The sequence below is a fragment of the Tomitella biformata AHU 1821 genome, from assembly GCF_000524475.1.
GTDB classification, from domain to species: Bacteria; Actinomycetota; Actinomycetes; order Mycobacteriales; family Mycobacteriaceae; genus Tomitella; species Tomitella biformata.
The window spans coordinates 39,534-64,355 of sequence record NZ_BAVQ01000009.1; the positions used below are offsets into that span (position 1 = coordinate 39,534).

Sequence of the window (24,822 nt, forward strand, 5' to 3'; positions counted from 1 at the left end):
TCGTCCGCAGCCAGGAGGCCTCATGTCCGCCACCCCATTGCTCGACGAGCATCGCGCGCTCGACGCCCACTTCACCGACTTCGCAGGCTGGCAGATGCCGCTGAAGTACGGCAGCGAGCTGACCGAGCACCACGCCGTCCGCACGGCCGCCGGGCTGTTCGACCTCTCCCACATGGGCGAGATCGCCGTGACCGGGCCCGGCGCCGCCGCAGCACTGGACCACGCGCTGAGCGGCGAGCTGTCCAGGGTGGCGATCGGCCGCGCCAAGTACTCGCTGCTGTGCGATGCGGACGGCGGGGTCCTCGACGACCTCGTCATCTACCGCCTCGCCGACGAGCACTTCCTCGTGGTCGCCAACGCCGCCAACACTTCGACGGTGCTCAAGGAATTGTGTTTCCGGGCAACGAGTTTCGACGCGATCGTGGAGGACCAATCGGCCACCACGGCGCTGATCGCGGTGCAGGGCCCGCTCGCCCTGTCCATCGTGGCGTCGCTATCCGCGGAGCCCTCGATAGCCAGCGGTCTTCGGTACTACGCCGCCGCTCCAGCCGTGGTGGCCGACGTCGACGTCCTGCTCTCCCGCACCGGTTACACCGGAGAGGACGGCTTCGAGCTGTATCTGCCGAATGCCCAGGCCCCAGCGCTGTGGCGGGGCCTGCTCGCGGCGACCCTCGCCGTCGGGGGGCTGCCCGCAGGCCTCGCCTGCCGGGACACCCTGCGCCTCGAGGCGGGAATGGCCCTGTACGGCAATGAGCTTTCTGCCGACGTCAACCCGTACGAGGCGGGGCTCGGCAGGGTTGTGGCGCTCAGCAAGGATTTTGTGGGACGTGCTGCGCTGCAACGACTCTCCGCGCAGGGGCCGGCACGGGTCCTGGTCGGGCTCAGTGGCGAGGGGCGGCGCGCAGCGCGCGCCGGCTATCCCGTCCTCGCCGACGGCGAGCCCATCGGCGCCGTCACATCCGGGGCCTTGTCCCCCACCCTCGGCCACCCCATCGCGTTGGCGTACGTCGACCCGGCCGTGTCCGAGGTCGGCACCACCGTCGACGTCGACATCCGAGGCAAGAGCGTTCCCTACGAGATCACTGCCTTCCCGTTCTACCGCCGTTCCTGATCAGCAGCCACCACCCCGAGAGGTATCGCCATGTCCGACAACGCTTTCCCTGATGACCGCAGCTACACCAGCGACCACGAGTGGATCCTCATCGCGCCCGGCGCCGAGTTGCCGGACGCCCCCGTCCGCGTCGGCATCACCTCGGTGGCGGTGGAGGCGCTCGGCGAGCTCGTCTTCGTGGAGCTGCCCGAGGTCGGGGCCACGGTGTCCGTCGGCCAGTCGTGCGGCGAGGTCGAGTCCACCAAGACCGTCTCGGACCTGTTCCCGCCGGTCACCGGCGAGATCACCGCCGTCAACGCCGCCGCGGTCGAGGAGCCGGGCCTGGTCAACTCCGACCCGTACGGCGAGGGCTGGCTGTTCGAGGTGCGACCGAGCGCGGCGGGCGAGCTGCTCACCGCGGCCGAGTACGCGGAGCAGAACGGGGACTGAGAACTAACCTCGCCGCATCAATCCACGCAGGGCACGCCGGTGTCCGCACGGATGGGCGCACCCGCCGCCCCATGCTCCGGGCTCGCATCCGACGAGGTCGCGGCGGTGCCTCCCGGGGCCGCCGGGGTCGTCGTGCTCACCACCGATGCCACCTCCTCCATCTCGCCGAACTGCGGCGGTGCCATCGGGCTGTCGTCCCCGAGCGTGAGCGTCACCCTGCCGGCCGGCAGGGACGAGCCTGCGGTCGCGGTCACCCAGTACTTGGCGGCGAGGATCTGTGCGAGCGCCTCTCCGCCGGGGCCGTAGGTCACCGTCGTCATGTCCTTCTCCGTGCCTGAGATGATCTCGCCGACCTGGTAGCCGACCGCCGCGAGTACGTCCGCGGTGGCGCCGGCCAACCCCGCCCGGGGCGTGGCGTTGACGACGTCGACAACCTCCCTGCCCGTCGGCGTCCCGTGCGCCACGGCCTCGGCGGCGCTGGAGGCACCAAAGAGCCTCGCGACCTCGGCGCGCAGGCGGGCGGGGTTGACCAGGTTGACGTCCTGGCCGTCGACCGTCTCGTAGCCCTCGATGGGCAGGGTCTGGAAGTCGACGGAGCCCGAGGTCAGATTGCCCGCCTGGGTCGCAAACGCCACCGGGTCCATCCCGGAGTCCAGGACGATGTCCTTCTTGACCACGTCCAGCAGCGACTGCATCTTGCCGACGTTCCCGACCACGCCCGCGCTCTTGAGGTTCGCGATCACCGCGGCGATGAACGCCTGCTGGCGATGCGTCCGATCCAGGTCGCCGTTGTCGAGCCCGTGGCGCTGGCGCACGAAGGACAGCGCCTGCGACGGGTCCAACTCCTGGACGCCGGCGGGGAAGTCGGCCCCGGAGAAATCGTCTTGGACCGGCCCGTTCAGGCACACCGTCAGCGGCCCGAGGGCCTGCGCGATGTGATAGAAACCGATGAGATTGACCTCCGCGAAGTGGTCGATCGGGACCTGCAGCAGATTCTGCACCGTCGCGAGAGTGGACTTCCGGCCGGCATCGCGGGTCCGTTGCTCCAGCGTCGCCGGGTCGCTAACCCCCGCCTCCTCCAGCCGGATCCCCTCGTCGTACTTGGCCAGCCCGTAGGCCTCCTTGATCTTGCGCATGCCGTAGCCCGGGACGGCCACGTAGTCGTCGCGGGGAATCGCCACCGCGGTGGCCCGGCCGCCGTCGCCCGGCACATGCAGGAGGATCAGCGTGTTGGTGTTGTAGCCGCCGACGTCGCTGTCGCCGGCGTGCAGCTCGTCGGTGACGAACTGGGCGGGCAGGTCGCTGCCGTCCATCGCCTTGCGGCTGTCCAGGCCGATGAGCAGGATGTTCACGTCGCCGTGCGCGGACTTGGGCGCGTCGTCGCCCAGGGCGCTGAGCGCGTCGGAGACGTAGAACCCGGAGACCAGGTTGGTCTTGACCGCCCAGGCCAAGCCCACCACGCACAGGACCAGCACGGAGACGAGGGCCGTCAGCGTCCTCGCGAGGCGGCGGGCCCACGGGGCCCACGGGGTCCGCGCGGGCGTCGCCCGGCGACGGCCGGCTCGGTGCCGGGACCCTCGCACGGGGGCAGCGCCGTGGCCTGCCGGCGAGGGGTCGCGGTCTGGGTCATGGGACACCCCGGTAATAGTACCCACCGTTCGTGTGCGACGACCTGCGGGAACTACCCAGCGGTCCCGGTCAATCGGGCACGTTGGAGGCCGACGGCACCGCGGCTACCGGCGGCGGAACGAGATGTAGCGGTGGCCGAAGAAACTGATGCCGGCCACCAGCAGCATCACCACCGCCTGAGCGGGCAGGGGCGGGGCGCCCAGCGTGGACACCGCCACCGTCACTAGGACCAGGTTCAGCGCGAGCCCGCCGGAGTTGACGCCGATGAACGCGATCAGGTCGCGCAGCACGTGCCCGCGCACCCGGAACACCAGCGTGCGATGCAGGACGAAGGCGATCAGCACGCTCACGCTGTACGCGAGGATCACCGCGAGCTGGTAGAGCCGGTCGTCGTCGAGCACCCAGGACCACAGGACGAACAGCACGTACCCGATCACCGTGTTGGCGACGCCGACGATGGCGAACGCAATCGGCTGGTGGCGCACCACCCGCAATAGCGGGCCGGGGTCCACCTCCGCCCCGGCGTCCCCCGTCACGCCGGGGCCATCCGGTCCGCGCGGCGGCGGCGCAGGTGCAGCCACTCGAGCACCCCCAGGCCGGCGAGCCCGACGAGCATCGCCGCGCCACCGATCTTCCAGCCTGGCGGACGCCAGGACAGCACCAGCTCCGCGTCCTGGGTTCCAGCCGGAATATCCACGGAGACAAAGGACTTGGCGACGACATCGATGGGCACGGGGCGGCCGTCGAGCGTCGCCCGGTAACCCGGCCAGCCCAGGCGTGCGAAGACCACCCGCCCGCCGTCGGCCGAGCTGACCCGCGCCCGGCTCGTCAGATCCGACTCGCCCAACGAGATCGCCTGCACACCTTGGGTATCCGCGATCCGACCATCGCGAGTGGAGACGGGGCCATCGACCCGTTCGAGCACCGAGATCTGCTGCTCGTGGCCGGGGTAGTCGACCCATTTCCAGCCGTCGGGCGCGGCCTGGCCCCGCGCGTCCGGATACAGGGCGCGCTGCAGCACCACGCGGTCCACCTTCATCAGGTCCACTACGGTGCGCCCGGTGGTCGGCTCCACCGTAAAGGCCCGCCGGAACGCGTCGGGACACACACTCATATCCCAACGCATGCAGAGCATCTCACCGAACCAGTAGTAGCCGTTGGGCGTGTAGCCGCTGGTGTAGTCCAGTTCCAGATTCTTCGCGTAGTGGCCGAACGCCAGGGAGCCGTATGCGCCGTCGAGTGATTTCTCGCCGGGCGCGATGAGGGCGCGGTCCGCGAGTTGCAGTGTGGTGCCCTCGAAGTCGGGGAACGCGGACATCATCTCCGAGCGCACCTCGGGCAGGTTCCAGCTCATCGGGGTCGGCTGGACACCTTTGACCTGGGCGTAGGCGATCGGCGGGACCGCCACGATGGCGAGGAGGCAGGCCGCGGCGACGCCCCGGTTGTGGCCGAGCCACAGCATCGCCGCCCCGAGCGCGAGCACCACGAGCACGGCCACGAGGTGCCAGCCCAGCCGGTGCGGCGCCGCCGATGCGGAGCGGACCAGCAGCAGCGCCACGAGCACCCCTGCCGCGATCGCCCGGCGACGCCAATCGCGGGTGGTGGCGCAGCGGCCGAGGAGCACGCACACCAGCACCAGCAGCCCGATCGCGAGCATCGGCAGCACCCGGGCCGGCCAGCGCAGGGGGCCGATCGAGCCCGGACCGGCGGTCCACATCAGCATGATGACGGTGAACACCGCGACGCCGGTGAGCTCGCGCGCGGCGGACCGGGCCTTGCCCCAGTCGATGAACGCCAGCGCCGGGATGAGGAACCAGGCGATGTAGACCACTGGCATCGGCTGGACATAGCCCCACCAGGACGTGAACGCCGGCAGGGTGCTGGGCAGGCTGGCGTTGAGAGACTCCGACCACGGGACCGTCAGGAACGGGTCATTGTTGATCTGCGAGGTGCCGCGCCAGGTCACCTGCGCGGACAGCAGGCTCGGCAGGTAGGTCAGCAGACCGGCCAGCGCGGCGCACGCGGAGACGGTGAGCAGCCGCACCGACGGCTGCCAGCGGCGCTGGTAGACGACCTCCCCGATGGCGACCGCGCCGATCATCAGGCCCGCCTCCACGGCGGGGAAGACGTACTGCACCGACATGGCCAGGTAGAGGAACACAAACGTGGGGATGGGCCCGCTACGCCCGCGGCTGTAACGGACCCCAGACGCCCACGCGTGCACCACCCACGCGGTGCCGGTGAAGGCCGTCATCCAGCTGGCCTCGTCGAAGAACAGCAGGAAGCCGGTGAAGGGGATCGACACGCCCGCCACCGCCGCCCACGGTGCCTTCGACCCGTACTCGAGACAGATGCGGTAGACGCCGAGGCCGAGGATCACGGCGAAGACCAGCTTCACGACGGTGGCGTACAAAGCAAGGTTGTCGATGGACGGCGCGATCAGGTCGATCAGCAGCTGGGGCGGGTTGAGCAGCCCCACCTCCTCGATCGTGTTATTGCCCGCCATCCAGTGCTCCGGGACCATCAAAGGGAAGTCGCCGTCGCGCAGCCTGCGGCCCACCATCACCCACATCGGGGCGTACTGGGACTCCGTGTCGTCGGTGTAGAAGTGCCGCGCGTTCGCCAGCACCACGGCGAGGTATCCCACGATAATTCCGGCGACGGTGATCAAGCCCCACCGATGCACATCCCGTCTGGCCACCTCGCGGATCTCCACCCTCATATCCAATCCGGCCAGCGAGGACCTTGTCGTGTGCACGCTCGTGATGTGCACGTTAACAGCGCTGTGAGACGGCCATCACGGCGCGTGTTATTGTTCGCGGCGGCGTAGTTCTCACAGCGCCCGGGAGGAGATTCGGTGCACTCGATCTCCATTGTGGTACCCGTGTATCAGGGAGAGCAGACAATATCCGCGCTGGTCCACGAGCTGGACGCACTTGCCGGCCCCTGCGTGACCCCCGGCGGCGCGGAGTTCTCCGTCGACGAGATCGTCTTGGTCCACGACCATGGCCCCGACGAGTCGGACCGGGTGCTCCTCGACCTGGAGCGCCGCTTCGGCCAAGTGCGGGTGGTGTGGCTCAGCCGCAACTTCGGCCAGGACGCCGCGACCATCGCCGGGCTGGCGGCGGCGCGCGGCGAGTGGATCGCCACCATGGACGAGGACGGGCAGCACGACCCCGCGTTCATCGGCGCGTTCCTCGACGCGGCGATCGCCGACCGCGCCGACCTCGTGTACTCCAGCCCCACCAACACCCGCCCGCACGGGCTGCTGCGCAACCTCACCTCCCGCGGCGCAAAGATGGTGCTGTCCACCGTGTTCGCGTTCCCCGCGTCGACCCGGTTCGAGAGCTTCCGGCTGATCCGCGGCGACATCGGCCGCCAGTTGGCCGATGTCGCCGCCAACGGCGCCTACCTCGACGTGGCGCTGACCTGGGTGGTGGGCGAGACGGCCACGGTGCCCGTCGTCCTGCGCGCGGAGGGCCGTGAGGAGTCCGGCTACAACTACCGGCGGCTGTTCGCGCTGTTCTGGAAGATGGTGCTGTGCAGCGGGACTCGCGGCCTTCGCCTGGTCAGCCTGCTCGGGATCACCCTCACGATCGTCGGCGCGGTGATGGCCGTGGTGATCATCGTCCAGGCGCTCGCGGATGGCGGCGCCAACCCGGAGGGCTGGGCGTCGATCGTCGTGGTGCTGCTGGTGTGCTCCGGGGCGACCCTGCTGTCCCTCGGGCTGATCGCCGAATACCTCGGGGTGGCTCTGCACATCCTGGTGGGCAAGCCCCTCTACCTGACTGTCGACGCACCCCGGCCCGGCATCGCCGAATGACCGACGAGCGCATCCTCTTCAGCCGGCCGTTCCGAGCCGCCGCCGAGCTGGCGAACGTGGCCGTGGTGCTCGGCTCGGACCACGTGCACGGCGACGGCCCGTTCACCGGCTCCGCGACCGCTCGCCTGCGGGCGATCACCGGCGCGCCGCACGCCCTGCTCACCACATCCTGCACCCACGCCCTCGAGCTCGCGGCGCTGCTGCTGCAGGTGGGCCCGGGCGACGAGGTGATCGTGCCCAGCTTCGCCTTCACCTCCGCCGCGACTGCCGTGGCGCTGCGCGGGGCGACGGTCGTATTCGTCGACATCGACCTCGCCACCGGCAACATCGACGTGGCCGCCGTCGCCGACGCCATCACCGCGCGCACCAAGGCCGTGGTGGCGCTGCACTACGGCGGGGTGGCTGTCGACCTGGCGCCGCTGCTGGAACTGACGGCGCAGCACGGCATCTCGCTGATCGAGGACAACGCGCACGGGCTCGGCGGAACCTGGCGCGGGCGCATCCTTGGCACCATCGGCGACATCGGCACCCAGAGCTTCCACGACACCAAGAATGTGCACTGCGGCGAGGGCGGGGCACTGCTGCTGACCGACGAGAAGCTGATGTGCCGGGCCGAGCTCATCCGCGAGAAGGGCACCGACCGGGCGAGTTTCCTGCGGGGCCAGGTGGACAAGTACTCCTGGCAGGACATCGGCTCCAGCTACCTGCCCAGCGAGCTCAACGCCGCGGTGCTCGACGCGCAGCTCGCAGAGTTCGACACCATCCAGGCCGGCAGGCACCGCGTGTGGGACATCTACCGGGCCGAGCTGTCGGACTGGGCGCTCCGCCGCGACGTCCACCTCATGACCATCCCGCCCGAGCGGGGGCACACGGCGCACCTGTTCTACCTGCGCATGCCCAGCCCGGACCTGCGTGATGGCCTGATCGCGCACCTCGCGCAGCGCGGGGTCTCCGCGCCGTTCCACTACATCCCGCTGGACTCGAGCCGGGCCGGCCAGAAGTACGGCCGCACGCCCGTGCCCTGCGTGCGCAGCGCCGAGTTCTCCTCGACCATCCTGCGGCTGCCCCTGTGGCCCGACCTCCCGGATGACCAGGTGGCGCGCGTCGTCGACGGGGTCATCGCGTACAGCAGGTGACCCCGGGTGGAATGCGGATCGCCCCCGGCCGCAATGGGCCAGGGGCGCCAATGAACGCGAGGATCACCGCCAGCTGATAAAGCCGGCCGTCACGGGCGGCGACCGGTTCGCGTCTTAGGTGGCGAACAATTCAAACGCAGATGGCCCCCGGAATTCCGGGGGCCATCCGAGCATTTTTGCGCTGATTAAAGAATGATTCCGAGGCCGATGAGCAGGCCAACAACGGCCAGTCCGAGAGATCCGAGCAGCATGATGCATCCCTTTCAGATAGTTGGATATTTTCTACCATAGACAAATTTGTCGCATTCAACAACTTTCAATTACTTCTTACCGATCGGGAAGGCCATCCAGCGGATCTAACTGCCACCCGGCCCCGACGCGAATCAGGTTGCGGGCCAGCGGCATCTGGTGCGAGGCGCTCTCCACGATGTGCATGAGGTAGCCGGCGGTGTTGACGAATACCACGATGTCCCCCACCGCGAGTCCACGGGGAAAGCGCATGCGCCGCAACGTGATCAGCTCTGCCTCGATGCAATACGCGCCCACCAGGAAGCCCTCCGCCGCCGGCGAGCGGTCCGCCGCGGGATCGGGGTTGGGCAGCAGGATCGGGTCCACAAGGAAGTCGTCCGCCGCGGACCGGCACTGGGTTCGGTTCATTGCCAGCACCGCGAGCCACGAGCCGTCCGCCAGCTGCTTGCGCGCCTCCACCCGGGCCGCTGTCAGTCCGCAGCCCTCGAGCAGCGCGCGCCCCGGCTCCAGCTGCAGCGCCAACCCCAGTCGGCGCAAGCGGACGGCAGCGCTCTCTCCTGCCCCGCCCGCAGGGGTTCCGTCCAGAATCTGCCGCAGCCAGTCACCGACGATCGTCTCCTGCCAGGCCGGGTACACCGCAGGCGCACCGTGGATCTGTCCGCCGTGGACCGCGAGGCCGAGGCCCTTATTGCGCCACGTCTGCTCGGGCCCGTCGCCCAGCAGGCCCGCTCGGTGCGCCTGCCAGAACTCCTGCCACGGAGCGGGGTCGTCCAGGTAGCGGATGGGGATGCCGCCGCCCAGGTCGACAAAGCGCAGCGTGGCCCCGGTCTGCTCCACCAGGTCGAGCATGCGGTGCAGCATGACGACTCGGTCGCCAATGTCGTAGCCGTCCAGGTGCACGTGCAAGCCGACAACCTCGACGTGCGCGCCGGGATCCGTGAGCAGCCCGCGGACCTCGCCCACCGGCAGGCCAAAGCGCGACAGCGGCCGGTGCGGCAGGTCCGGGGCCACGCGCGGCGCGATGCGGGCAAAGATCCCGTTAGCCGCCGCGCACGCCCGGATCGCCGCCAGCTCGTCGGCGCTGTCGACCGAGATCGCCACCCCTGCGCGGATCGCACGGTCCAGCACCCGCGCGGGCTTGACCGCCGCAGTCAGGATGACCTTTTCTGGTTCCACCCCGCGGGCGAGCACCTGCGCCAACTCGTCGTCGCTGGAGACGTCGATGCCATGGCCCGCGGCGGCGGCCTGATCCACCAGAGCCAGTGCCTTATTCGCCTTGCGCGCGAAGCAAATTCGGACCGTGACCCCCAGCTCGGCCCCGGCCGCCACCAAGGCCGCCGCATTCGCTGTCAACGGTTCAGGGTCGATGAGGTTCACGGGGGAACCGTGCGCGGTCAGCAGCTCGGCCAGCCCCACGTGGTCCAACGTCTCGACTTGCCATGGCCGCAGCCGGCCCGGCAGCGGCACCAGCCCCGCCATCGCGTCCCGGAGTCCGGGCGCTGGGCCCGCGGCGTGCTCGTCCATCACAGCTCCTCCGTCATCTCACACTCATCTTGAGGTCCGAGCCGAGCCGGGCCGCCATCCGGGCGCCCCAGCGGTCCAGTCCTGGATGCTGGACCCGGGTCAGCGTGTCGTTGCCGATGACGACGTCCTCGGTGACACGTCCCGCCGCAGAGAGCCCCGGAACCGGCGCGCCGTCGGCCCCGATCACCCGGGCCTGCCCGTCCACGTCGACTCCCCGGCGCGCGCCCCTAGTCCGGGCCAGGCCACGCTCGGCCAGCGCGGACCACAGCGCCGACCCCAGGTGCAGACCCGGTGGCGCGAGCACCGCGTCCACCACGAGCCCGGCGCCGGTGGCGCGCACCGCGTCCGGGAGGGTGCCCCCGGCGCGGACCCGCAGGCGGCCGGACGCCAACAGCCCCGCGAGGATGCGCGCGTTGACCAGGGGCGGGCCGAACGCCAGCCGTTCGAGCTCCGGGCTCAGCTCTCGGTAGCCGGGCCAACCGGCGGGGTGCGGGCCGCAGTCCTGCTCAGCGCGCGCGACCACCACCGGATACAGCCAGCGCCAGGCCTCTCCGAGCGCCCAGCGGGCATCTGGCGGCCGCCGCCCGCTGGCGATGGAGATGGAGGTGCGCAGCCGGCGCAGCGCCTGCGCGGTCACGTCTCCTGCAACGCTCACGGGTGCCGTCAGCCGCGCCCACTCCCGGTCGATCTCCCCCGCACGCCCGGGGCCGAGGAGCATCGCCGCCGCGTCCTGGATCAGTGGGCCCAGCGGCCGCTCGCCCGCCCACGCCTCCGGTCCGCCGACGGGCATCGCCGCGCGCAGCCGCGCCCGCACCACGTCGCCGGGCTTGGCCTCCATGAGACGGCCGGTCCGACTCCACCAGGTGAGCCGCGGGCGCTGGCCCCCGCCCTCGGAGGTGAATGCGAGGGCAGTGTCGATCGCCGTGAGCGCCGCGCCGCGGATGAGCACTGCGGCCTGCGGGCCCGCCACGTCCGCCGCCCGGGCAACCAGGCTCGGCAGCGGCAGCGCCTGGATCGCCGCGACACCCTCGACCCGTCCGGGCAACTGTCCCGGCCAGGTGGGCGCGTGGCCGGTCAGGACCAGCACCTCGTCGAAGTTCCCGTACGACGCCTGGCCGGTCTGGATTCGCCACCGCCCGGGCGCGCGCTGATCAGGCTCGGTCAGCAGGGCGAACTCCCGCACGTGGCACAGCCGATCGCCCCAGTGCTCGGCCAGCCGACCGGCCATCGCCGTCAGATAGCGCCCCGCGAGGGCCCGCGCGGGGAACTGGTCGCCGTCGTGCGCGCCGGTCGCCCGCCGCCAGTCCTCAAAGGACGGCAGGAGCCGCGCCGGCCCGCCGGGGACCGCCAGGCCGGCGTCGATGGCGTCGGCCCGCAGGTTCAAGCGCGCCCAGCCCGGCAGGTCAGCCTCATAGGCCGCCCCGACGCCGAGGTCCGTGGACGGGTCGAAGATCGTCACCGTCGTCGCAGCCGCGCACACGCCGTGCGCCACAAGGCGTTCCAACGCGAACACCGCGCGCGGGCCACCGCCGACCAGCGCGATCGAGCCGCCCATCAGGCCGGCTGCGCCAGCGCGCCCGCGGCGGCAGGCTCGGCGCGCCGCGCGAGCGCGCCCACGATCTCGTCCACCCCCGCCGGCGAAAGACCCAGCTCGCGCTCGAGCCAGTCTGGGTTGTAGAGCGTGTCGAGGTAGGCCTCTCCGCCGTCGTGCGCGAGCATCGCCACCGTCTGATCGGCCGCCAGGCCCGCGGCGATCCGGGCCGCCGCCGCCACCACCGCGCCGCCGGAGGCACCGCACAGCAGTGCCTCGCGCCGCAGCATCAGCTGGGCGCCCGCGACGCAATCCTCGTCCGAGACCATCACGACGTCGTCCGGCCGGGCCCGCCCCGCCAGGGTGGGGATCACGCCGGCGCCGATCCCAGGAAAGCGCCGCGGCCCGCTCGATGCCCCGAAGATGATGCTGCCCCGGGTATCGACAGCCACGAGACGGGTGGGGACCTGACGGCTGTCGATGTAGTCCCGCAGGCCCGAGAGCGTGCCGCACGAGGACGCCGCGACGACCACGACGTCCGGCGGGCTGCCGGCCTGCGCCCACAGCTCGGCGGCGGTGCCGGCGCAGTGCGCCGCGGGGTTCACGGGGTTCGCGTACTGGTTGGGCCAGTGCCAGCCCGGATGCGCGGCCAGCGCCGCGCTGACCGCCGCGATCCGCGCGGGCAGCCACTCCCCGCTCACCGGATCCGGCTCGGTCACCCGCATGACATCGGCCCCATACGCCCGCATCAGGTCCACCTGCCGCGGGTTGGTGCGCGGGTCGACGACGGCGTGGAACGTCACGCCCCGTAGGCAGCACTGCTGGGCGAGGGCGACGCCGAGGTTGCCGGAGGTGGACTCGATCACGTGCCCGCCGGTCCGCAGCCCGCTGTGGGCCATCGCGGCGGTCATCATCGCGTCGGCCACCCGGTCCTTCGCGCTGCCCGCGGGGTTCATCCGCTCCCACTTGACCAGAACCTGCGCGGGCGAGCCTTGAAAAAGCCGGTCCAGCCTGATCAACGGGGTGTTCCCGATCAGGCCCCGCATGCCGGACACGACGCCGGGCAGCGCAGTCCCGTCATTGTCTCCGCCGACCTCACTCGCACGGTGTTTTCCCATATTTCAAAATGGTACGCACGGTTGCCCCGGGTCGCAGGACTTACCGAGAGGCCCGGCCTCAGCCCCCGACGCCTACCCGTTCCGCCGCCGTGTACCTGGTCACGAGCGCCGCGGTGGAGCTGTCCAGCACCGGCGCGTCGGGCGCCGCAGTGCCCTGCAGCTGGTCCAGGATCTGGTTCGCGAGGGTCTTGCCGAGCTCGACGCCCCACTGATCGAACGAGCCGACACCCCAGATCCAGCCCTGGGTGAAGACCTTGTGCTCGTAGAGCGCGACCAACTCGCCCAGCGCGTGGGGCGTGAGCTTGTCGACCAGGATCGTCGAGGTCGGCTGGTTCCCGGGGAACGTGCGATGCGGGACCTGCTCCGGCGCGACACCGTCGCCGAGGGCCTGCGCCGCCGTCTTGCCGAACGCCAGCGCTTGGGTCTGCGCGAAGAAGTTCGCCATCAACAGATCGTGGTGATTATCCAGCTCATGTGCGGGCCGCAGGATTCCGATGAAATCGCAGGGTGTGAGGGTGGTGCCCTGGTGCAGAAGCTGAAAGAACGCGTGCTGGCCGTTGGTGCCCGGCGCGCCCCACACGATCGGCGCGGTGTCGATGTCGACCGGGTTGCCGCCGCGGTCCACGGATTTGCCGTTGCTCTCCATGTCCAGCTGCTGCAGGTAGCCGGGGAAGGCCGCCAGGCGGTGGTCATACGGCAGCACCGCATGGGTCTGGGCGCCGAGGAAGTTCCGATTCCAGATGCCCAGCAGGGCCAGCAGCACGGGCAGGTTCTGTGTGAGCGGGGCGCTCCGGAAATGCTGGTCCATCGAGTGCGCGCCGGCCAGGAAGTCCTGGAACTGGGCCGGGCCGATGGAGATCATGAGCGAGAGCCCGATGGCCGAGGGCAGGGAGTAGCGGCCGCCCACCCAGTCCCAGAACTCGAACATGTTGGCCTCGGCGATGCCGAACTCCGCCACCGCGGCCGTGTTGGTGGAGACCGCGACGAAGTGGCTGCGCACCGCGGCGGGGTCGGCTATCGCCGCCAGCAGCCAGCCGCGCGCGGTCTCCGCGTTGGTGAGGGTCTCGATGGTGCCGAACGTCTTCGACGAGACTATGAACAGCGTCTCGTGGGGATCGAGTCCGCCCAGCGCCTCGGTGATGTCCCCGCCGTCGACGTTCGAGACGAACCGCATCTCCAGGTCCGGGTCGGCGAAGTCGACCAGGGCCCGGCAGGCCATCGCGGGGCCGAGGTCGGAGCCGCCGATGCCGATGTTGACGACCGTGCGGATGCGCCGGCCGGTGAACCCGAGCCAGTGCCCGCCCCGCACCTGCTCCGCGAACTCGGCCATCCGGTCCAGCACCCCGTGGATCTGCGGCATCACGTCCTGCCCGGCCACCGAAAGGACATCGCCGCGGGGCCGCCGCAGCGCGGTGTGCAGCACGGCCCGGTCCTCCGTGCTGTTGATCGGCGCGCCCGCGAACATCGCCTCGATCGCCTCGCCCAGCCCTGCGGCCTCCGCCAGCTCTGCCAGCAGATCGAGGGTCTCAGCGGTGATCCGCTGCTTCGAGTAGTCGAGATAGATGCCGTCGTGCTCGGCGGTGAAACTCGCCCCCCGCCCAGCGTCCGCGGCGAAGAGGTCCCGCAGGTGCGCGGACTCCATCGCCAGGTGGTGCTCCTGGAGCGCCCGCCACTGTGCCGTCTGTGAGATCGTCGTCGTGGTGATGTGCGCAGTCGTGGTGATGCTCATCGGATTGCCGGCCTCTCGTCGTGGCCACCGAAGGCGTGGCGCATCGCGGACAGCGCCTTGTCCCCGAACTCACCCTCCTGACGGGAGCTGAACCGCTGATACAGCGCGGCGGTGAGCACGTGGGCGGGGATGCCCTCGTCGACGGCGGCCTGCACAGCCCAGCGCCCCTCGCCGGAGTCCGACACCCGGCCGGAATACTCCGACAGCTTGGGATCCGCGCGCAGCGCCTCTGCCGTCAGGTCCAGCAACCAGGACCCGATGACGCTGCCGCGGCGCCACACCTCGGCGATCTCGTCGACCTGGAAGTCGTACTGATAAGCCTCGGGGTTGGCCAGCGGCGCGGTCTCCGCGTCGGCGGCGCGGTCGGCCGCCCCGATGTTGGCGCCGCGCAGGATCGCGAGGCCCTCGGCCAGTGCGGCCATCTGCCCGTACTCGATGCCGTTGTGCACCATCTTCACGAAGTGCCCCGCCCCGGCCGGGCCGCAGTGCAGGTAGCCGTGCTCCGCCGGGCTCGGCGCGTCCGGCCCGCCCGGGGTGCGCGGAGCGGCGGTGACGCCCGGCGACAAGGCCCGGAAAATGGGGTCCAGCCGCTGAACCACCGGCGCTTCCCCGCCGATCATGAGGCAGTAGCCACGGTCGAGGCCGTGCACCCCGCCGCTGGTGCCCACGTCGAGGAAGTCGATGCCCCGCTCGGCCAATTCTCCTGCGCGCCGCGCCCCGTCGCGGTGGTGGGAGTTGCCGCCGTCGATGATCACATCGCCCTCGTCGAGGACCCCCGCCAACTCGGCGACCACAGTGTCGGTCACCGCCGCAGGCACCATCACCCAGACCGCGCGCGGCTGCCGAAGCCGAGCCGCCAGCTCCCGGACCCGGGCGACCGCCTCCGCGCCCTCGGCCTCCAGGCTCGCCGCCGCGTCCCAGTCCTTGTCGTGGATGACGACTTTGTGCCCCGCCTGCATAAGCCGCCGCGCCAGGTTCGCGCCCATCCGGCCCGCGCCGATAATCCCGATCTGCATGTCAGGCCACCTTGCTCTGGTTGTGGAGGGCGTCGAGGCTCTCCCCGACGCAGGCGAGCAGCGCCCGCCAGGATTCTTGGAACTTTGCGATCCCCTCGCGCTCGAGCAGCGTGACCACATAGGTGTAGTCGATGCCGAGCGCGGCAAGGTCGCCGAACACCTGCCGGGCGTCGCCATAGGTGTCGCTGACCCTGTTCCCACGCACGACGCCGTGGTCCGCGACGGCGTGCAGCGTCGACTCGGGCATGGTGTTGACCGTGTCGGGGGCGACGAGGTCGATCACATAGCGGGTGTCGTCGAACGTCGGGTCCTTGACTCCGGTCGACGCCCACAGGAGCCGCTGCGGCCGCGCCCCATCCTCCGCGAGCGACTGCCAGCGCGGCGTCGCGAGCAGCGCCTCGAAGCGCTCGTAGGCTAGGCGCGCGTTCGCGATCGCGGCGTGCCCGCGCACCATCAGCGCCTCCTTGGTGCCCACCGCGTCCAGCCTGGAATCGATCTCGCTGTCCATCCGGCTGATGAAAAATGATGCGACGGAGGAGATCCCGCCTAAGTCGCGGCTGGCCGCACGGGCCAGTTCCAGGCCCTCGAGGAAGGCGAGCGACACCGCCTCGTACCGCGCCACCGAGAAGATGAGCGTGGCGTTGACGCTGATGCCCTCCGCCAGGCACGCCGTGATCGTCGGGAGGCACTCGACGGTGGCGGGGATCTTGATCATCACGTTCGGGCGGTCGATCAGCCAGCGCAGCAGTCGCGCCTCGGCGAGGCTGCCGACCGCGTCGTGGGCCAGCCCGGGGTCCACCTCGATGGAGACCCAGCCCTCGCGCCTGCCCGATTCCCGGTGGACCGCGGCCAGCACGTCGCAGGCCGCCCGCACGTCCTGGCAGGTCAACCTCCGCGTTGCCTCCGCGGGCCCAGCGCCGCATCGGGCGAGGTCGGCAAGCGCCTCGTCGTAGGCCCCGCCGCCGGTGATCGCCGCGTGGAAGATCGCAGGGTTGGTCGTCACCCCGCGCACCCCCTGCTCGCGCACCAGTCGCTCGAGGTCGCCGGACCGCAAGCGCGTCCGGCTCAGATCGTCCAGCCACACCGCGACGCCCGCGTCCGCCAGCTGCTCCACCGAGTTCTGCATGCAAGACCCCTTTGCGATTGACCAATGCTTGCACGAATCCGTGCATCAACTGCACGCAATCATGCAACTGAGGCGGAGTGATGTCAACGGTCTACGCTGCCTCCCGGTAGCATTGCCACCGCAGACAGCGCAGACATGCGCGTTTTGGCGCAGGCGACCACACCACGATCGGGCACAACAGGGGGCACCATGACGTCGAGCACGCGGCAGCGGGAGATCCTGCACCAACTGCTCGCCGACGGGTACGTCGAGGCCAAGGCCCTGGCCGACCGGTTCGAGGTGGACGCCTCGACGATCCGCCGAGACCTGGACGCCCTCGCCCGCGCCGGCCACGTGCAGCGCACTCACGGCGGAGCCCGGCCCACGCCCGGCGCGGTGATCGAGCTGCCCTACGCGCTCAAACGGGACACGCAGCTCGCAGAGAAGGCCGCCATCGCCCGCGCCGCCGCCGACCACGTGCGCGACGGCGACACGGTGATCCTCGACAGTGGATCCACCACTTACGCTGTGGCGCAAGCGCTTCGGCACCGCGAGGGCTTGACGGTGATCACCAATGATCTGCGCATCTGCAAGTTCGTCGCCACGATTCCGGGCATGCGTCTGCTGGTCACCGGCGGCGAACTCCTGGACTCCGTCTTCACCCTGATCGGCGAGCACGCGCTCCGCTTCTTCGACGACTACACCGCCGACGTGACGTTCCTCGGCGCCGACGCCGTCGACCCGCGCGCCGGCATCACCAACACCAACACCCTCGAGGTGCCGATCAAGCGGGCCATGATCGCGGCTGGCCAGCGCACCGTCGTCGTCGCCGACAGCACGAAATTCGGCCGCCGCACCCTGGCGAAGATCGCCGCCATCGACGAGGTGGACACGATCCTCACCGACGCGGAGATGCCCGAGGACGTGGCCGCCGACTACGGGCCGCGCCTGACTCGCTGCCCGATTGAGGCGTAGCTGCGAATCCCCCGGGACCGCCGGGCCACACCACCGGCGAGATCTACCGGCGAGCACCCACACAGCGGCGATTTCAGCGATACTCGCATGGTGAGCCGGTCACGTCATCGCCCAGCCAGCCACACGACCGTGAGGATGCCCCATGCTGCTCCGCCTGCCCGGCGTCTACCCCCCACAGCAAGACACCTGGCTGCTCGCCGACGTGCTGGCCGACGAGAAACTGGGTAGCGGGACCCGACTGCTGGACCTCTGCACCGGGACCGGCGCCCTGAGCGTGCGCGCCGCCGACTGCGGGGCCGGACACGTCACCGCGATCGACATCTCCCGGCGCGCGCTGGCCACCGCCTGGGTCAACTCCCGGCTGCACGGGCATCGGGTTCGCGTGCTGCGCGGCGACCTCACGGCACCCGTTCGGGATGAGCTGTTCGACGTGGTGGTGTCGAACCCGCCGTATGTCCCGGCGCACGGGGACACACTGCCCACGCGCGGCTCCGCACGCGCCTGGGACGCCGGCACGGACGGGCGCCTGCTGCTAGACCAGATCTGCGTGCAGGCGCCGGAGGTGCTCGCCACGGGCGGGGTGCTGCTGCTGGCGCAGTCTGCGCTCAATGGCGTGGCCAAGACCTGGTCGATGCTCGAGGAGCAAGGATTGTCCGTCGAGGTCGCGGCTCAAGTCGACATCCCTTTTGGGCGAGTGCTCTCCGCTCGCGCGGAGCTCTTCGAGGCGCGCGGACTGATCCGCCCGGGCGAGCGCACAGAGGGGTTGCTGGTGCTCCGCGCCACCAAGTAGTCCGCGCCACCAAGTAGCACGGCGTCAGCGCGTCACACGGCCGGGGCGCGGAGCGAGCTCTCGCCCCTCGACCAGCAGCCGGTGATGTGCGCGCCGAGCAGGTCGTCGAGCGCAAGGCACGCGGCCGCGCCGAAGATGATGTCCGCCGCCAGCTCGGGACGCTGCTGCGCGAGACCACCAGCGAGGTCGCGGACAACGATCTGCTCATGCACCGAGTCCGCCTCGACGTGCTCGTCGTAGAACAGCGTCGCAGCCCGGCCGAAGCCCAAGCGCCGCAGACCCGCGCTGTAGTCCTTGCTGGGCGCGGAGGAGGTGGTCTCCACCGCGCACAGGTGCCCCACCAACGCCCCCAGTAGACGCCGGTGCAGCCCGAAGAGGGATAGCGCGTTCAAGCTCGCCAACGTCACCGAAGGGACAAGGTCGAGATAGTGCGCGTATTGGCTCGACAGGCCGAGCTCGCGCATCGTCGTCGCGAACAACGTGGAGTGCATCCGCTCGAGGCGGCCGCCTCCGTACTCGTCCGCCTGCACCTCCACCAACGCGCCCTTCGGCGCCCCCGCGAGCCGCGGGATGCCGAGCGTGTGGACGTCGGCTTCCCGAAGCTGGTTGAGGGATCGATGGATCAGCACCTCACGGAACTGCTCGACGTCCGCCTCCCGCGCCATGAACGTGGACATGCCCGGCCCGGCGGATGGGGCCGTCATCTCCCACAGGCGCGGCACCACAGCCTCGGGGCCATCCTCGGCGGGTACAGCTCCGATCTCGCGCAGCGCGGCCTCGAACACGGCTTCCAAAGTAGCCCGGCCCGCGAGCAGGTCGAGGTCCCACTCCCACCGGTCCGACACCTCGCTGAGCCCCTGCAAATGCAATTCGTACAGTATCGTGAGCGACAACTGGGCGTCCTCGTCGAAGACAATCCAGCGATGATCGCGATTCCCATCCACCAGTGCCTGCGCGGCGGCCGCGAAACCTGGGTTCGCTTCGAGGCCGGAGAGCACCGCAATCAAATGCGCGCTCAGCGGACCACGCGCGCTCGGCATCGGCATCCGCGTGCCGCGCGGGGCTTCCAGATCGATTTGCATGGAGGACACATGAACTCCGTTTCCAACCCTCAAAGCGACAATGATGACGTCACCATCACAGTGTGCCCGGACGGGCCACTGCTTGTGCGCGGACCTGTGACCTTAATCGACGCCGACGGGAATCCGATCAAGAAGGAACGTCCCACCATCGCCCTGTGCCGCTGCCGGGGGACCTCGATAGCCCCCTTCTGCGACGGTACGCACAAGAAGAGGCGGCGTCGACAGAGCTCGACCTAGAGCCTCGGCGGCTGCGCTTGGATCGCCGTCCCCAGCCAACGCCGCAGGTAGGCCCGCAGCTCGTCGTCGGTGCGCGGCGGGCTGCCGGGGGACAAGAAGAAGGACTGCATCGTGCGCAGCACGTATTCCACGAGTCCCTCGAGCGCCGCGTCGTCGTAGCCGTGCCGCTCCCAGTCCACGTCGAAGCGCCGGATCATCGTCAGGCCGAACCCCCTCGCCTCGGCGGAGGTGAGGCCGTCGCGGTTCAGGCTCGGGTGGTCGCCGGTGAGCAGGATTCCCAGGTGAGGGGTGCGGCGCACGTCGGCGAGGGTGAAGATCACGCCCTCGGTCATCGCCTCCGCGGGATCCGCGAGCCCGCGCACCCGCTCTGCCAGCCGGTCGAGGAAGCCGTCGACCGAAGCGATCGCGGCGGCCCGCATGAGGTCATCCGCCTTGGGGAAGTACCGGTAGACCGTCTGCCGGATCACGCCGAGGGTCTCGGCGACGTCGGCGATGCTGATCGCGGTGCCCGTGCGCCCGATCAGCTCGACCGCCGCGTCGACTATCCGCTGCGCCGCATCCTCGTCGTTCTCCGGGGGGCTACCGCCCCACCCGCGCCTTCGTGCCAATGCCCGCGTCCTCGACTCGAATCGGTGTCGATCGACTGAGCGTCCATCGGTATCAAGGCCCGAAGGTAGCACAGAGACGAAAGTGATCATACAACCTTGCGTCATTGTGTATGGTCAGTGTCCACGGCTTCGAATCACCAGTGCGGGGCCATCTGACCAGCCCACTTCTCGAATCACGAGGTACCGCGCAGTGACCGACCTACAGATCCGAAAGATGAACTTCGCATTTGCGGACCACCACGTCCCGTTCCTGTGGAACGAGGCGAATCCGGCGTGGTCGAGCATGTCCAACGCCGTCTCTTTCCTGGCCATCGGCTTCGAGAAGATGATCCTGTCGCTGATGCGCGAGGTCATCCCCACGATCACCGACCCCGCGATCGCCGAGGAGGCGGACGCGTTCATGCGCCAGGAGGGCCAGCACTCGGCCGCGCACCGCCAGCACGTGCGGGGCCTGATCACGAGCTATCCCGGCCTGCAGGAGACGCTCGACGAGGTGGTCGGGGAATTCGACCGACTCTCCGCCGAGACCTCGCTCAACTACCGGCTGGCGTATACCGCCGACCTCGAGGCCACCTTCACCCCGGTGTTCAAGCTGATGCTCGACAACGAGGCCACCCTGTTCCAGCCGGGCGATGACCGCGTCGCGTCGCTGTTCATCTGGCACTTCGTGGAGGAGGTGGAGCATCGCAGCTCCGGCCTGAAGATCTTCAACGAGGTGGTGGACAGCGAGTTCTACCGGATGCAGATGGCCCCGTCGATCTTCAACCACGTCCTGAAGGTCATCATGATCGCCTGCGAGGGCTTCAACGACCACGTCCCCCTCGAGGAGCGGCAGGTCGACGCGATGTCGATGTTCGCCCGCTACCGCGCCAAGCAGAAGCTCAACAAGTGGCTGCCGGGGCGCACCTACACCTACAACGGCACCTCGCCCCGGGCGTTCGACGGCCTTAAACTCGGCGAGCAGCTCACCGCGTTGGCCGGCGTCGTCCGCAGCCAGATGCCTGGCCATAACCCCGACCACGAGAACCTGCCCGCGCTCGCCGGGGACTGGTTCCAGCGTTATGACGACGGCTACGACGTCACGCGCTGGTACACCGCCTCCGCCAGCGCCAACGGGGGGAAGAGCTGATGTCTAACCTCTGCTCCCCCACCTTCTCCGACCTCGCTGTCCGGATGGGCTTCTCCTGCGAGGAAGCCGGCGGCATGATGGAGTTCCGCAGCCCGACGGCGCTGGAGAACTGGACGCTCCCGGTCCTCGAGTACACGATCATCCTCGGCTCGATCCTCGCGCTGGTGCTCGCGATCGTGCGCCTGCGCCGAGACCGCGACCCCACGAACATCGTGCTGTGGTTCGGGGCCTGCGCCTTCCTATTCATCATCGAGCCGCCCCTGTACTTCCCCGCCGCCTTCGGCATCGAACAGCACGTGGACACCATGTTCGCCCACAACGTGTTCACCGTGGACTTCATGTGGGGCCGGCTCCCGCTCTACATCATCGCCATCTATCCGCTGATGGCCACGATGGCCTTCGAGCTGGTCCGGATGCTCGGGGCCTTCCGCCGCTACAGCGGATTCGGCGGCGCGCTGATCGGCGCGGCCTGCGTCGGCTTTGTCCACCACGCGTTCTATGAGATCTTCGACCAGCTCGGCCCGCAACTGCGCTGGTGGGAGTGGTCTCTCGACAACCCCATCAACCAGCCGTTCTTTGACTCCGTCCCCTTCCCCAGCGTCGCCGTGTTCGCCGCGCTGTGGCCGATGTCGCTGGCGTTCTGCGTGCAGTATTTCGTGGGCCGGCATGTGGACGCGGGCAAGAAGTACACGGGGATCGGCATCGTGTGGCGCACCATCATGGTCGGCCTCACCGCCTCGGTCGGCGTGTTCATCCTGCCGATTCCGGCGACGGTCCTGGGGATCGGCAGCGACACGCGCCGCGGCTTCGTCTACGGGGCCGAGCTGGCGATCTTGTCGGTGGTCGCCATCGTGGTGCTGTACCGGCAGTGGTCGCGGCTCCGCGCTGAGGGCTCTGGCCCCGGAAATCAAGGCAGCGGGTACATCAACAAGCCCATCCGCTACTTCGCGATCTTCTACCTCGCCGTCCTGGCTCTGCTGTGGGCGACCGCGCTGCCCGACTACTTCGGGGCCGTCGACGGCGTCACCGCCAACGGCGATCCCACCGGCAGCCTCTGGTACACGCTGGGCTGCTTCGCGGTGGGCATCCTGGTGATCGTCGCGACGTACACGGTCCCGCAGGTGGCCCCGGCCCCGGCGGCTGTCGCGCCCGAGGACGAGCAGGAGTCCGTGCGCACAACCTAAGAGCCTCAAGCGCGAACTGCCCCCGGCCATTTGGCCGGGGGCAGTCCTATGACGCAGATAATGCTGCCGAGGCCGTTCAGCAGGGCGCCGAGGATGGTTCCGACCCCACCTCGTGAACCCCGTGCCGCCACCCGCGGTTGGGTATGGTGCTGACCAGCACAATCCACCGATCGTATTGGGAGCACCTATGCCGTATCTCGGCCTGCTGATCATGGCCCTGTGGCTGTTCTCCCTGATCGACGCGATCACCGCGGACGACGGCGGCATCCGCCACCTGCCGAAGGCCGTATGGGTGATCGCCGTGCTCCTGGTGCCGCTCGTCGGGTCGTTGGCCTGGTTGTTCCTGGGCCGGCCCGTCCGCGGCCCAGTGTGGGGCGGCGGCACCGGTGGTGGTGCGGCGCGCCGAAATTCCCCATTCCCCGAGTACGAGACCAAACCCGGCCGCTACGTCGCCCAGACCCCCGAGGCAGACGCGGAGTTCCTGCGCCAGTGTCGGGCCCGCGCCGAGGAGCAGCGGCGCATCGAGCGCGATCGGCGCCGGGCCGAGGGCTGACCGCAAACCCGCTATATTCGAGCAGCCGAAGCTGTTCCCGAGCACAGAGGGTGAGGCAACATTGTCCTTCCAGGCGTACCTCGACACCATCGAGGACAAGACCGGCCTGACGCCGCGACAGCTTCTCGCGCTGGCGCACGACCGCGGGCTCGACAAACCGCCGGTCAAGGCGGGCGCGATAATCGACTGGCTCAAGGAGGATTACGGCCTCGGTCGCGGTCACGCGATGGCGGTGGTCCACATTGTCAAGAACGGACCGACGATCAGCGACAAGCACGTCGGCTCCGCGGGTAGCCACCGTGACGAGTCCACTGAGCTCTGGCTAGACGGAAAGAACAGCAAACCCGCATAACGTCGCATGCTGCGGCACGCGTGCCTGCGGCCTTCGCGCACCCGATGAGAGGCCTACCAATGCGGTTGTCAGTAGTGGACCTGGGGGTCGTTGCCCCGGGCACAGACGAGAAGCAGGCCCTGGCCGACTCGATTCAGCTGGCTCGGCACGTCGAGGAGTTGGGGTTCCATCGGATCTGGTTCGCCGAGCACCACGTGAGCGCCATGGGCGCCTCGCACCACCCGGAGCTGCTCATCGCAGCCGTCGGGGCCCTGACCTCTCGGATCCGCGTCGGCTCCGGCGCGGTGTTGATGAACCACTACAGTCCCTTCAAAGTCGCCGAGATGTTCAAGCAGCTCGAGGCGATGTTCCCCGGCCGCGTCGACCTCGGGATGGGCCGCGCCACCGCCGGGCCGGTCATCGACATGGCGCTGCAGCGCGACCGCCAGCACCCGGCCCAGCCCGACCACACCCAGCAGGTCGCCGAGACCCTGGCCTGGCTGCACGGCGGCTTCCCCGACGAGCACCCGTTCGCCACGTCGCGGGTGCTGCCGTCGGTGCCCGAGGTGCCGCAAACCTGGCTGCTCGGGTCCAGTCCCAGCGGATCGAACCTGGCCGCGGGCCTGGGCATCGGCTACACCTTCGCCGGGTTCATCAACCCACCCGGCGCGGCGTCCGCCCTGCGGAACTATCGCCAGCAATTCCGGCCCCAAGAGTTCGGCTTGCAGCAACCGCGGGCGATCCTGGCCGTCAACGTCACCGTCGGAGACACCGCCACCGACGCGCAGCGCCTCGTCGGCTCACCCAAGGCCTATTACGCGCGGCTATACCGGGGCGACACCGGCACCCTCGTGCCCGCCGCCGACGTGGCGGCCAGCGAGTTGACGCAGGCCGAGCGGGACCAGCCCACCAGCATCGTCAACGGCCAGTGGCCGCAGTTCGTGGCCGGCGACCCCGGTCAGGTCCGGGCCACGTTGGAGCAGATGGTCGAGGAGAGTGGAGCCGACGAGGTGATGGTGCAGAACCTGATCGCCGACCCCGTGGACCGGCAACACTCGCACACGCTGCTGGCGGAGGCGTTTGGGCTGTAGCATTGTGCTACGGACCCTACCGCCGCGTGAAGGGACAGAATCCATGCCGAGCGCCACTGACCGCCCCACCCGAGTCGACCGCGAGCTTTTCGACAGCGCCGCTGCAGAGGGCAAACGCCAAAGCCGATCCGCGAAGCAGCAACTCGACCATTGGATCCGAGTCGGCCGTGCCGTGTCCAGCCACGAGTCCGCGGCACGCAGCCGCGTAGAGGCGGCCTTGGCCGGAGCTTTGGGGCTGGACGAGCTGACCTCCGACGAGGGGGTCGTGTTCAATGCCGAGGTCAGCGCAGCCATCGACAGCAGACTGGCGGACACTGACTATGGCGCGATCTTGGCCGAGCAGGGCGTCACCACCGTCAGCTTGGACGATGACGGCAATATGGTCGAGCGCCGCCCCGGCGGAGCCGTCACCATCCGCGACGCGCGCGGCTGAGCAGCCACT

General features: G+C 69.7%; 24 protein-coding genes. 13 read left to right on the top strand and 11 right to left on the bottom strand.

Annotated features, from left to right (window positions below; all coding sequences use genetic code 11):
• The first annotated feature begins 22 nt into the window (after nt 1-22).
• Together gcvT and gcvH are read left to right on the top strand one after the other, a co-directional pair.
• Complete coding sequence (gene gcvT / locus TBIF_RS05925) at nt 23-1,111, top strand: glycine cleavage system aminomethyltransferase GcvT (RefSeq protein WP_024793932.1); 1,089 nt, start codon at nt 23-25, stop codon at nt 1,109-1,111.
• Between the two features lie 30 nt (nt 1,112-1,141).
• A complete protein-coding gene (gene gcvH / locus TBIF_RS05930) occupies nt 1,142-1,540 on the top strand; it encodes a glycine cleavage system protein GcvH (RefSeq protein WP_024793933.1) in 399 nt (132 codons plus the stop codon).
• A 17-nt stretch (nt 1,541-1,557) separates the two neighbouring features.
• On the opposite strand, the gene TBIF_RS22955 is transcribed toward gcvH, so the two are convergent.
• The 3 genes from TBIF_RS22955 to TBIF_RS05945 form a co-directional block, all read right to left on the bottom strand.
• The gene (locus TBIF_RS22955; RefSeq protein WP_235174530.1) at nt 1,558-3,177 is read right to left on the bottom strand and encodes an LCP family protein; all 1,620 of its coding nucleotides are present in this window, start codon (nt 3,175-3,177) and stop codon (nt 1,558-1,560) included.
• A gap of 96 nt (nt 3,178-3,273) precedes the next feature.
• Nucleotides 3,274-3,705 carry a GtrA family protein gene (locus tag TBIF_RS22960; protein ID WP_038170023.1) on the bottom strand — a complete coding sequence of 144 codons (432 nt, stop codon included), beginning with the start codon at nt 3,703-3,705 and terminating at the stop codon, nt 3,274-3,276.
• On the bottom strand, nt 3,702-5,891 hold the full coding sequence (locus TBIF_RS05945; protein ID WP_200182808.1) for a glycosyltransferase family protein: 2,190 nt from the start codon (nt 5,889-5,891) through the stop codon (nt 3,702-3,704). Before TBIF_RS05945 ends, TBIF_RS22960 begins: the two co-directional genes overlap by 4 nt.
• A gap of 135 nt (nt 5,892-6,026) precedes the next feature.
• Here TBIF_RS05945 and TBIF_RS05950 point away from each other — a divergent pair, with 135 nt between their 5' ends.
• Together TBIF_RS05950 and rffA are read left to right on the top strand one after the other, a co-directional pair.
• Nucleotides 6,027-6,992: a glycosyltransferase gene (locus TBIF_RS05950; protein WP_024793935.1), complete on the top strand. Its 966-nt coding sequence runs from the start codon at nt 6,027-6,029 to the stop codon at nt 6,990-6,992.
• The gene (gene rffA, locus TBIF_RS05955; RefSeq protein ID WP_024793936.1) at nt 6,989-8,128 is read left to right on the top strand and encodes a dTDP-4-amino-4,6-dideoxygalactose transaminase; all 1,140 of its coding nucleotides are present in this window, start codon (nt 6,989-6,991) and stop codon (nt 8,126-8,128) included. Before TBIF_RS05950 ends, rffA begins: the two co-directional genes overlap by 4 nt.
• Nucleotides 8,129-8,455: 327 nt before the next feature.
• Here the strand turns inward: rffA and TBIF_RS05960 are convergent, their stop codons facing one another.
• From TBIF_RS05960 to tal, 6 genes are read right to left on the bottom strand one after another with little or no spacing between them, the layout of a single operon-like run.
• The gene (locus TBIF_RS05960; RefSeq protein ID WP_024793937.1) at nt 8,456-9,901 is read right to left on the bottom strand and encodes a type III PLP-dependent enzyme domain-containing protein; all 1,446 of its coding nucleotides are present in this window, start codon (nt 9,899-9,901) and stop codon (nt 8,456-8,458) included.
• Nucleotides 9,902-9,914: 13 nt separating this feature from the next.
• On the bottom strand, nt 9,915-11,456 hold the full coding sequence (locus tag TBIF_RS05965) for an FAD/NAD(P)-binding protein (RefSeq protein WP_024793938.1): 1,542 nt from the start codon (nt 11,454-11,456) through the stop codon (nt 9,915-9,917).
• Nucleotides 11,456-12,550, bottom strand: a complete 1,095-nt coding sequence (locus TBIF_RS05970; protein ID WP_024793939.1) for a pyridoxal-phosphate dependent enzyme — start codon at nt 12,548-12,550, stop codon at nt 11,456-11,458. Before TBIF_RS05970 ends, TBIF_RS05965 begins: the two co-directional genes overlap by 1 nt.
• Before the next feature lie 58 nt (nt 12,551-12,608).
• A complete protein-coding gene (pgi, locus tag TBIF_RS05975) occupies nt 12,609-14,279 on the bottom strand; it encodes a glucose-6-phosphate isomerase (RefSeq protein ID WP_024793940.1) in 1,671 nt (556 codons plus the stop codon).
• Complete coding sequence (gene gnd / locus TBIF_RS05980; RefSeq protein ID WP_024793941.1) at nt 14,276-15,295, bottom strand: phosphogluconate dehydrogenase (NAD(+)-dependent, decarboxylating); 1,020 nt, start codon at nt 15,293-15,295, stop codon at nt 14,276-14,278. Before gnd ends, pgi begins: the two co-directional genes overlap by 4 nt.
• Before the next feature lies 1 nt (nt 15,296).
• Nucleotides 15,297-16,421: a transaldolase gene (gene tal / locus TBIF_RS05985; protein WP_024793942.1), complete on the bottom strand. Its 1,125-nt coding sequence runs from the start codon at nt 16,419-16,421 to the stop codon at nt 15,297-15,299.
• A gap of 189 nt (nt 16,422-16,610) precedes the next feature.
• On the opposite strand from tal, the gene TBIF_RS05990 reads away from it, so the two are divergent.
• Together TBIF_RS05990 and TBIF_RS05995 are read left to right on the top strand one after the other, a co-directional pair.
• The gene (locus TBIF_RS05990) at nt 16,611-17,375 is read left to right on the top strand and encodes a DeoR/GlpR family DNA-binding transcription regulator (protein WP_024793943.1); all 765 of its coding nucleotides are present in this window, start codon (nt 16,611-16,613) and stop codon (nt 17,373-17,375) included.
• A gap of 142 nt (nt 17,376-17,517) precedes the next feature.
• Entirely contained in the window at nt 17,518-18,165 is a 648-nt protein-coding gene (locus tag TBIF_RS05995) for a HemK2/MTQ2 family protein methyltransferase (RefSeq protein WP_024793944.1), read from the top strand.
• Nucleotides 18,166-18,197: 32 nt separating this feature from the next.
• On the opposite strand, the gene TBIF_RS06000 is transcribed toward TBIF_RS05995, so the two are convergent.
• Complete coding sequence (locus tag TBIF_RS06000; RefSeq protein ID WP_024793945.1) at nt 18,198-19,247, bottom strand: iron-containing redox enzyme family protein; 1,050 nt, start codon at nt 19,245-19,247, stop codon at nt 18,198-18,200.
• A 9-nt stretch (nt 19,248-19,256) separates the two neighbouring features.
• Between TBIF_RS06000 and TBIF_RS24825 the strand changes: the two genes are divergently transcribed.
• Nucleotides 19,257-19,484, top strand: coding sequence for a CDGSH iron-sulfur domain-containing protein (locus TBIF_RS24825; RefSeq protein ID WP_084611566.1), 228 nt, complete (start codon nt 19,257-19,259; stop codon nt 19,482-19,484).
• On the opposite strand, the gene TBIF_RS06005 is transcribed toward TBIF_RS24825, so the two are convergent.
• On the bottom strand, nt 19,481-20,092 hold the full coding sequence (locus TBIF_RS06005; RefSeq protein ID WP_024793946.1) for a TetR/AcrR family transcriptional regulator: 612 nt from the start codon (nt 20,090-20,092) through the stop codon (nt 19,481-19,483). The genes TBIF_RS24825 and TBIF_RS06005 overlap by 4 nt on opposite strands.
• Nucleotides 20,093-20,282: 190 nt before the next feature.
• On the opposite strand from TBIF_RS06005, the gene TBIF_RS06010 reads away from it, so the two are divergent.
• The 6 genes from TBIF_RS06010 to TBIF_RS06035 all read left to right on the top strand — a co-directional run bounded on the left by TBIF_RS06010 (nt 20,283) and on the right by TBIF_RS06035 (nt 24,813).
• A complete protein-coding gene (locus TBIF_RS06010; RefSeq protein WP_024793947.1) occupies nt 20,283-21,221 on the top strand; it encodes a metal-dependent hydrolase in 939 nt (312 codons plus the stop codon).
• Nucleotides 21,221-22,405 carry a hypothetical protein gene (locus TBIF_RS06015; RefSeq protein ID WP_024793948.1) on the top strand — a complete coding sequence of 395 codons (1,185 nt, stop codon included), beginning with the start codon at nt 21,221-21,223 and terminating at the stop codon, nt 22,403-22,405. The genes TBIF_RS06010 and TBIF_RS06015 overlap by 1 nt, the downstream gene beginning before the upstream one ends.
• A gap of 187 nt (nt 22,406-22,592) precedes the next feature.
• Entirely contained in the window at nt 22,593-22,958 is a 366-nt protein-coding gene (locus tag TBIF_RS06020) for a PLD nuclease N-terminal domain-containing protein (RefSeq protein ID WP_024793949.1), read from the top strand.
• A gap of 61 nt (nt 22,959-23,019) precedes the next feature.
• Nucleotides 23,020-23,310, top strand: a complete 291-nt coding sequence (locus TBIF_RS06025) for a DUF4287 domain-containing protein (RefSeq protein WP_024793950.1) — start codon at nt 23,020-23,022, stop codon at nt 23,308-23,310.
• Nucleotides 23,311-23,369: 59 nt separating this feature from the next.
• Entirely contained in the window at nt 23,370-24,380 is a 1,011-nt protein-coding gene (locus TBIF_RS06030) for an LLM class flavin-dependent oxidoreductase (protein ID WP_024793951.1), read from the top strand.
• 43 nt (nt 24,381-24,423) lie between these two features.
• Nucleotides 24,424-24,813, top strand: a complete 390-nt coding sequence (locus TBIF_RS06035) for a TA system antitoxin ParD family protein (protein ID WP_024793952.1) — start codon at nt 24,424-24,426, stop codon at nt 24,811-24,813.
• The last annotated feature ends 9 nt before the right edge of the window (nt 24,814-24,822 follow it).

What these genes read in the sequence shown, in the direction of transcription:
- gcvT (WP_024793932.1), top strand. Translation starts at nt 23, where the DNA reads ATGTCCGCCACCCCATTGCTCGACGAGCATCGCGCGCTCGACGCCCAC.
- gcvH (WP_024793933.1), top strand. Translation starts at nt 1,142, where the DNA reads ATGTCCGACAACGCTTTCCCTGATGACCGCAGCTACACCAGCGACCAC.
- TBIF_RS05945 (WP_200182808.1), bottom strand. Translation starts at nt 5,891, where the DNA reads ATGAGGGTGGAGATCCGCGAGGTGGCCAGACGGGATGTGCATCGGTGG.
- rffA (WP_024793936.1), top strand. Translation starts at nt 6,989, where the DNA reads ATGACCGACGAGCGCATCCTCTTCAGCCGGCCGTTCCGAGCCGCCGCC.
- TBIF_RS05960 (WP_024793937.1), bottom strand. Translation starts at nt 9,901, where the DNA reads ATGGACGAGCACGCCGCGGGCCCAGCGCCCGGACTCCGGGACGCGATG.
- TBIF_RS05965 (WP_024793938.1), bottom strand. Translation starts at nt 11,456, where the DNA reads ATGGGCGGCTCGATCGCGCTGGTCGGCGGTGGCCCGCGCGCGGTGTTC.
- TBIF_RS05970 (WP_024793939.1), bottom strand. Translation starts at nt 12,550, where the DNA reads ATGGGAAAACACCGTGCGAGTGAGGTCGGCGGAGACAATGACGGGACT.
- pgi (WP_024793940.1), bottom strand. Translation starts at nt 14,279, where the DNA reads ATGAGCATCACCACGACTGCGCACATCACCACGACGACGATCTCACAG.
- gnd (WP_024793941.1), bottom strand. Translation starts at nt 15,295, where the DNA reads ATGCAGATCGGGATTATCGGCGCGGGCCGGATGGGCGCGAACCTGGCG.
- tal (WP_024793942.1), bottom strand. Translation starts at nt 16,421, where the DNA reads ATGCAGAACTCGGTGGAGCAGCTGGCGGACGCGGGCGTCGCGGTGTGG.
- TBIF_RS05990 (WP_024793943.1), top strand. Translation starts at nt 16,611, where the DNA reads ATGACGTCGAGCACGCGGCAGCGGGAGATCCTGCACCAACTGCTCGCC.
- TBIF_RS05995 (WP_024793944.1), top strand. Translation starts at nt 17,518, where the DNA reads ATGCTGCTCCGCCTGCCCGGCGTCTACCCCCCACAGCAAGACACCTGG.
- TBIF_RS06000 (WP_024793945.1), bottom strand. Translation starts at nt 19,247, where the DNA reads ATGCAAATCGATCTGGAAGCCCCGCGCGGCACGCGGATGCCGATGCCG.
- TBIF_RS24825 (WP_084611566.1), top strand. Translation starts at nt 19,257, where the DNA reads ATGAACTCCGTTTCCAACCCTCAAAGCGACAATGATGACGTCACCATC.
- TBIF_RS06015 (WP_024793948.1), top strand. Translation starts at nt 21,221, where the DNA reads ATGTCTAACCTCTGCTCCCCCACCTTCTCCGACCTCGCTGTCCGGATG.
- TBIF_RS06020 (WP_024793949.1), top strand. Translation starts at nt 22,593, where the DNA reads ATGCCGTATCTCGGCCTGCTGATCATGGCCCTGTGGCTGTTCTCCCTG.
- TBIF_RS06030 (WP_024793951.1), top strand. Translation starts at nt 23,370, where the DNA reads ATGCGGTTGTCAGTAGTGGACCTGGGGGTCGTTGCCCCGGGCACAGAC.
- TBIF_RS06035 (WP_024793952.1), top strand. Translation starts at nt 24,424, where the DNA reads ATGCCGAGCGCCACTGACCGCCCCACCCGAGTCGACCGCGAGCTTTTC.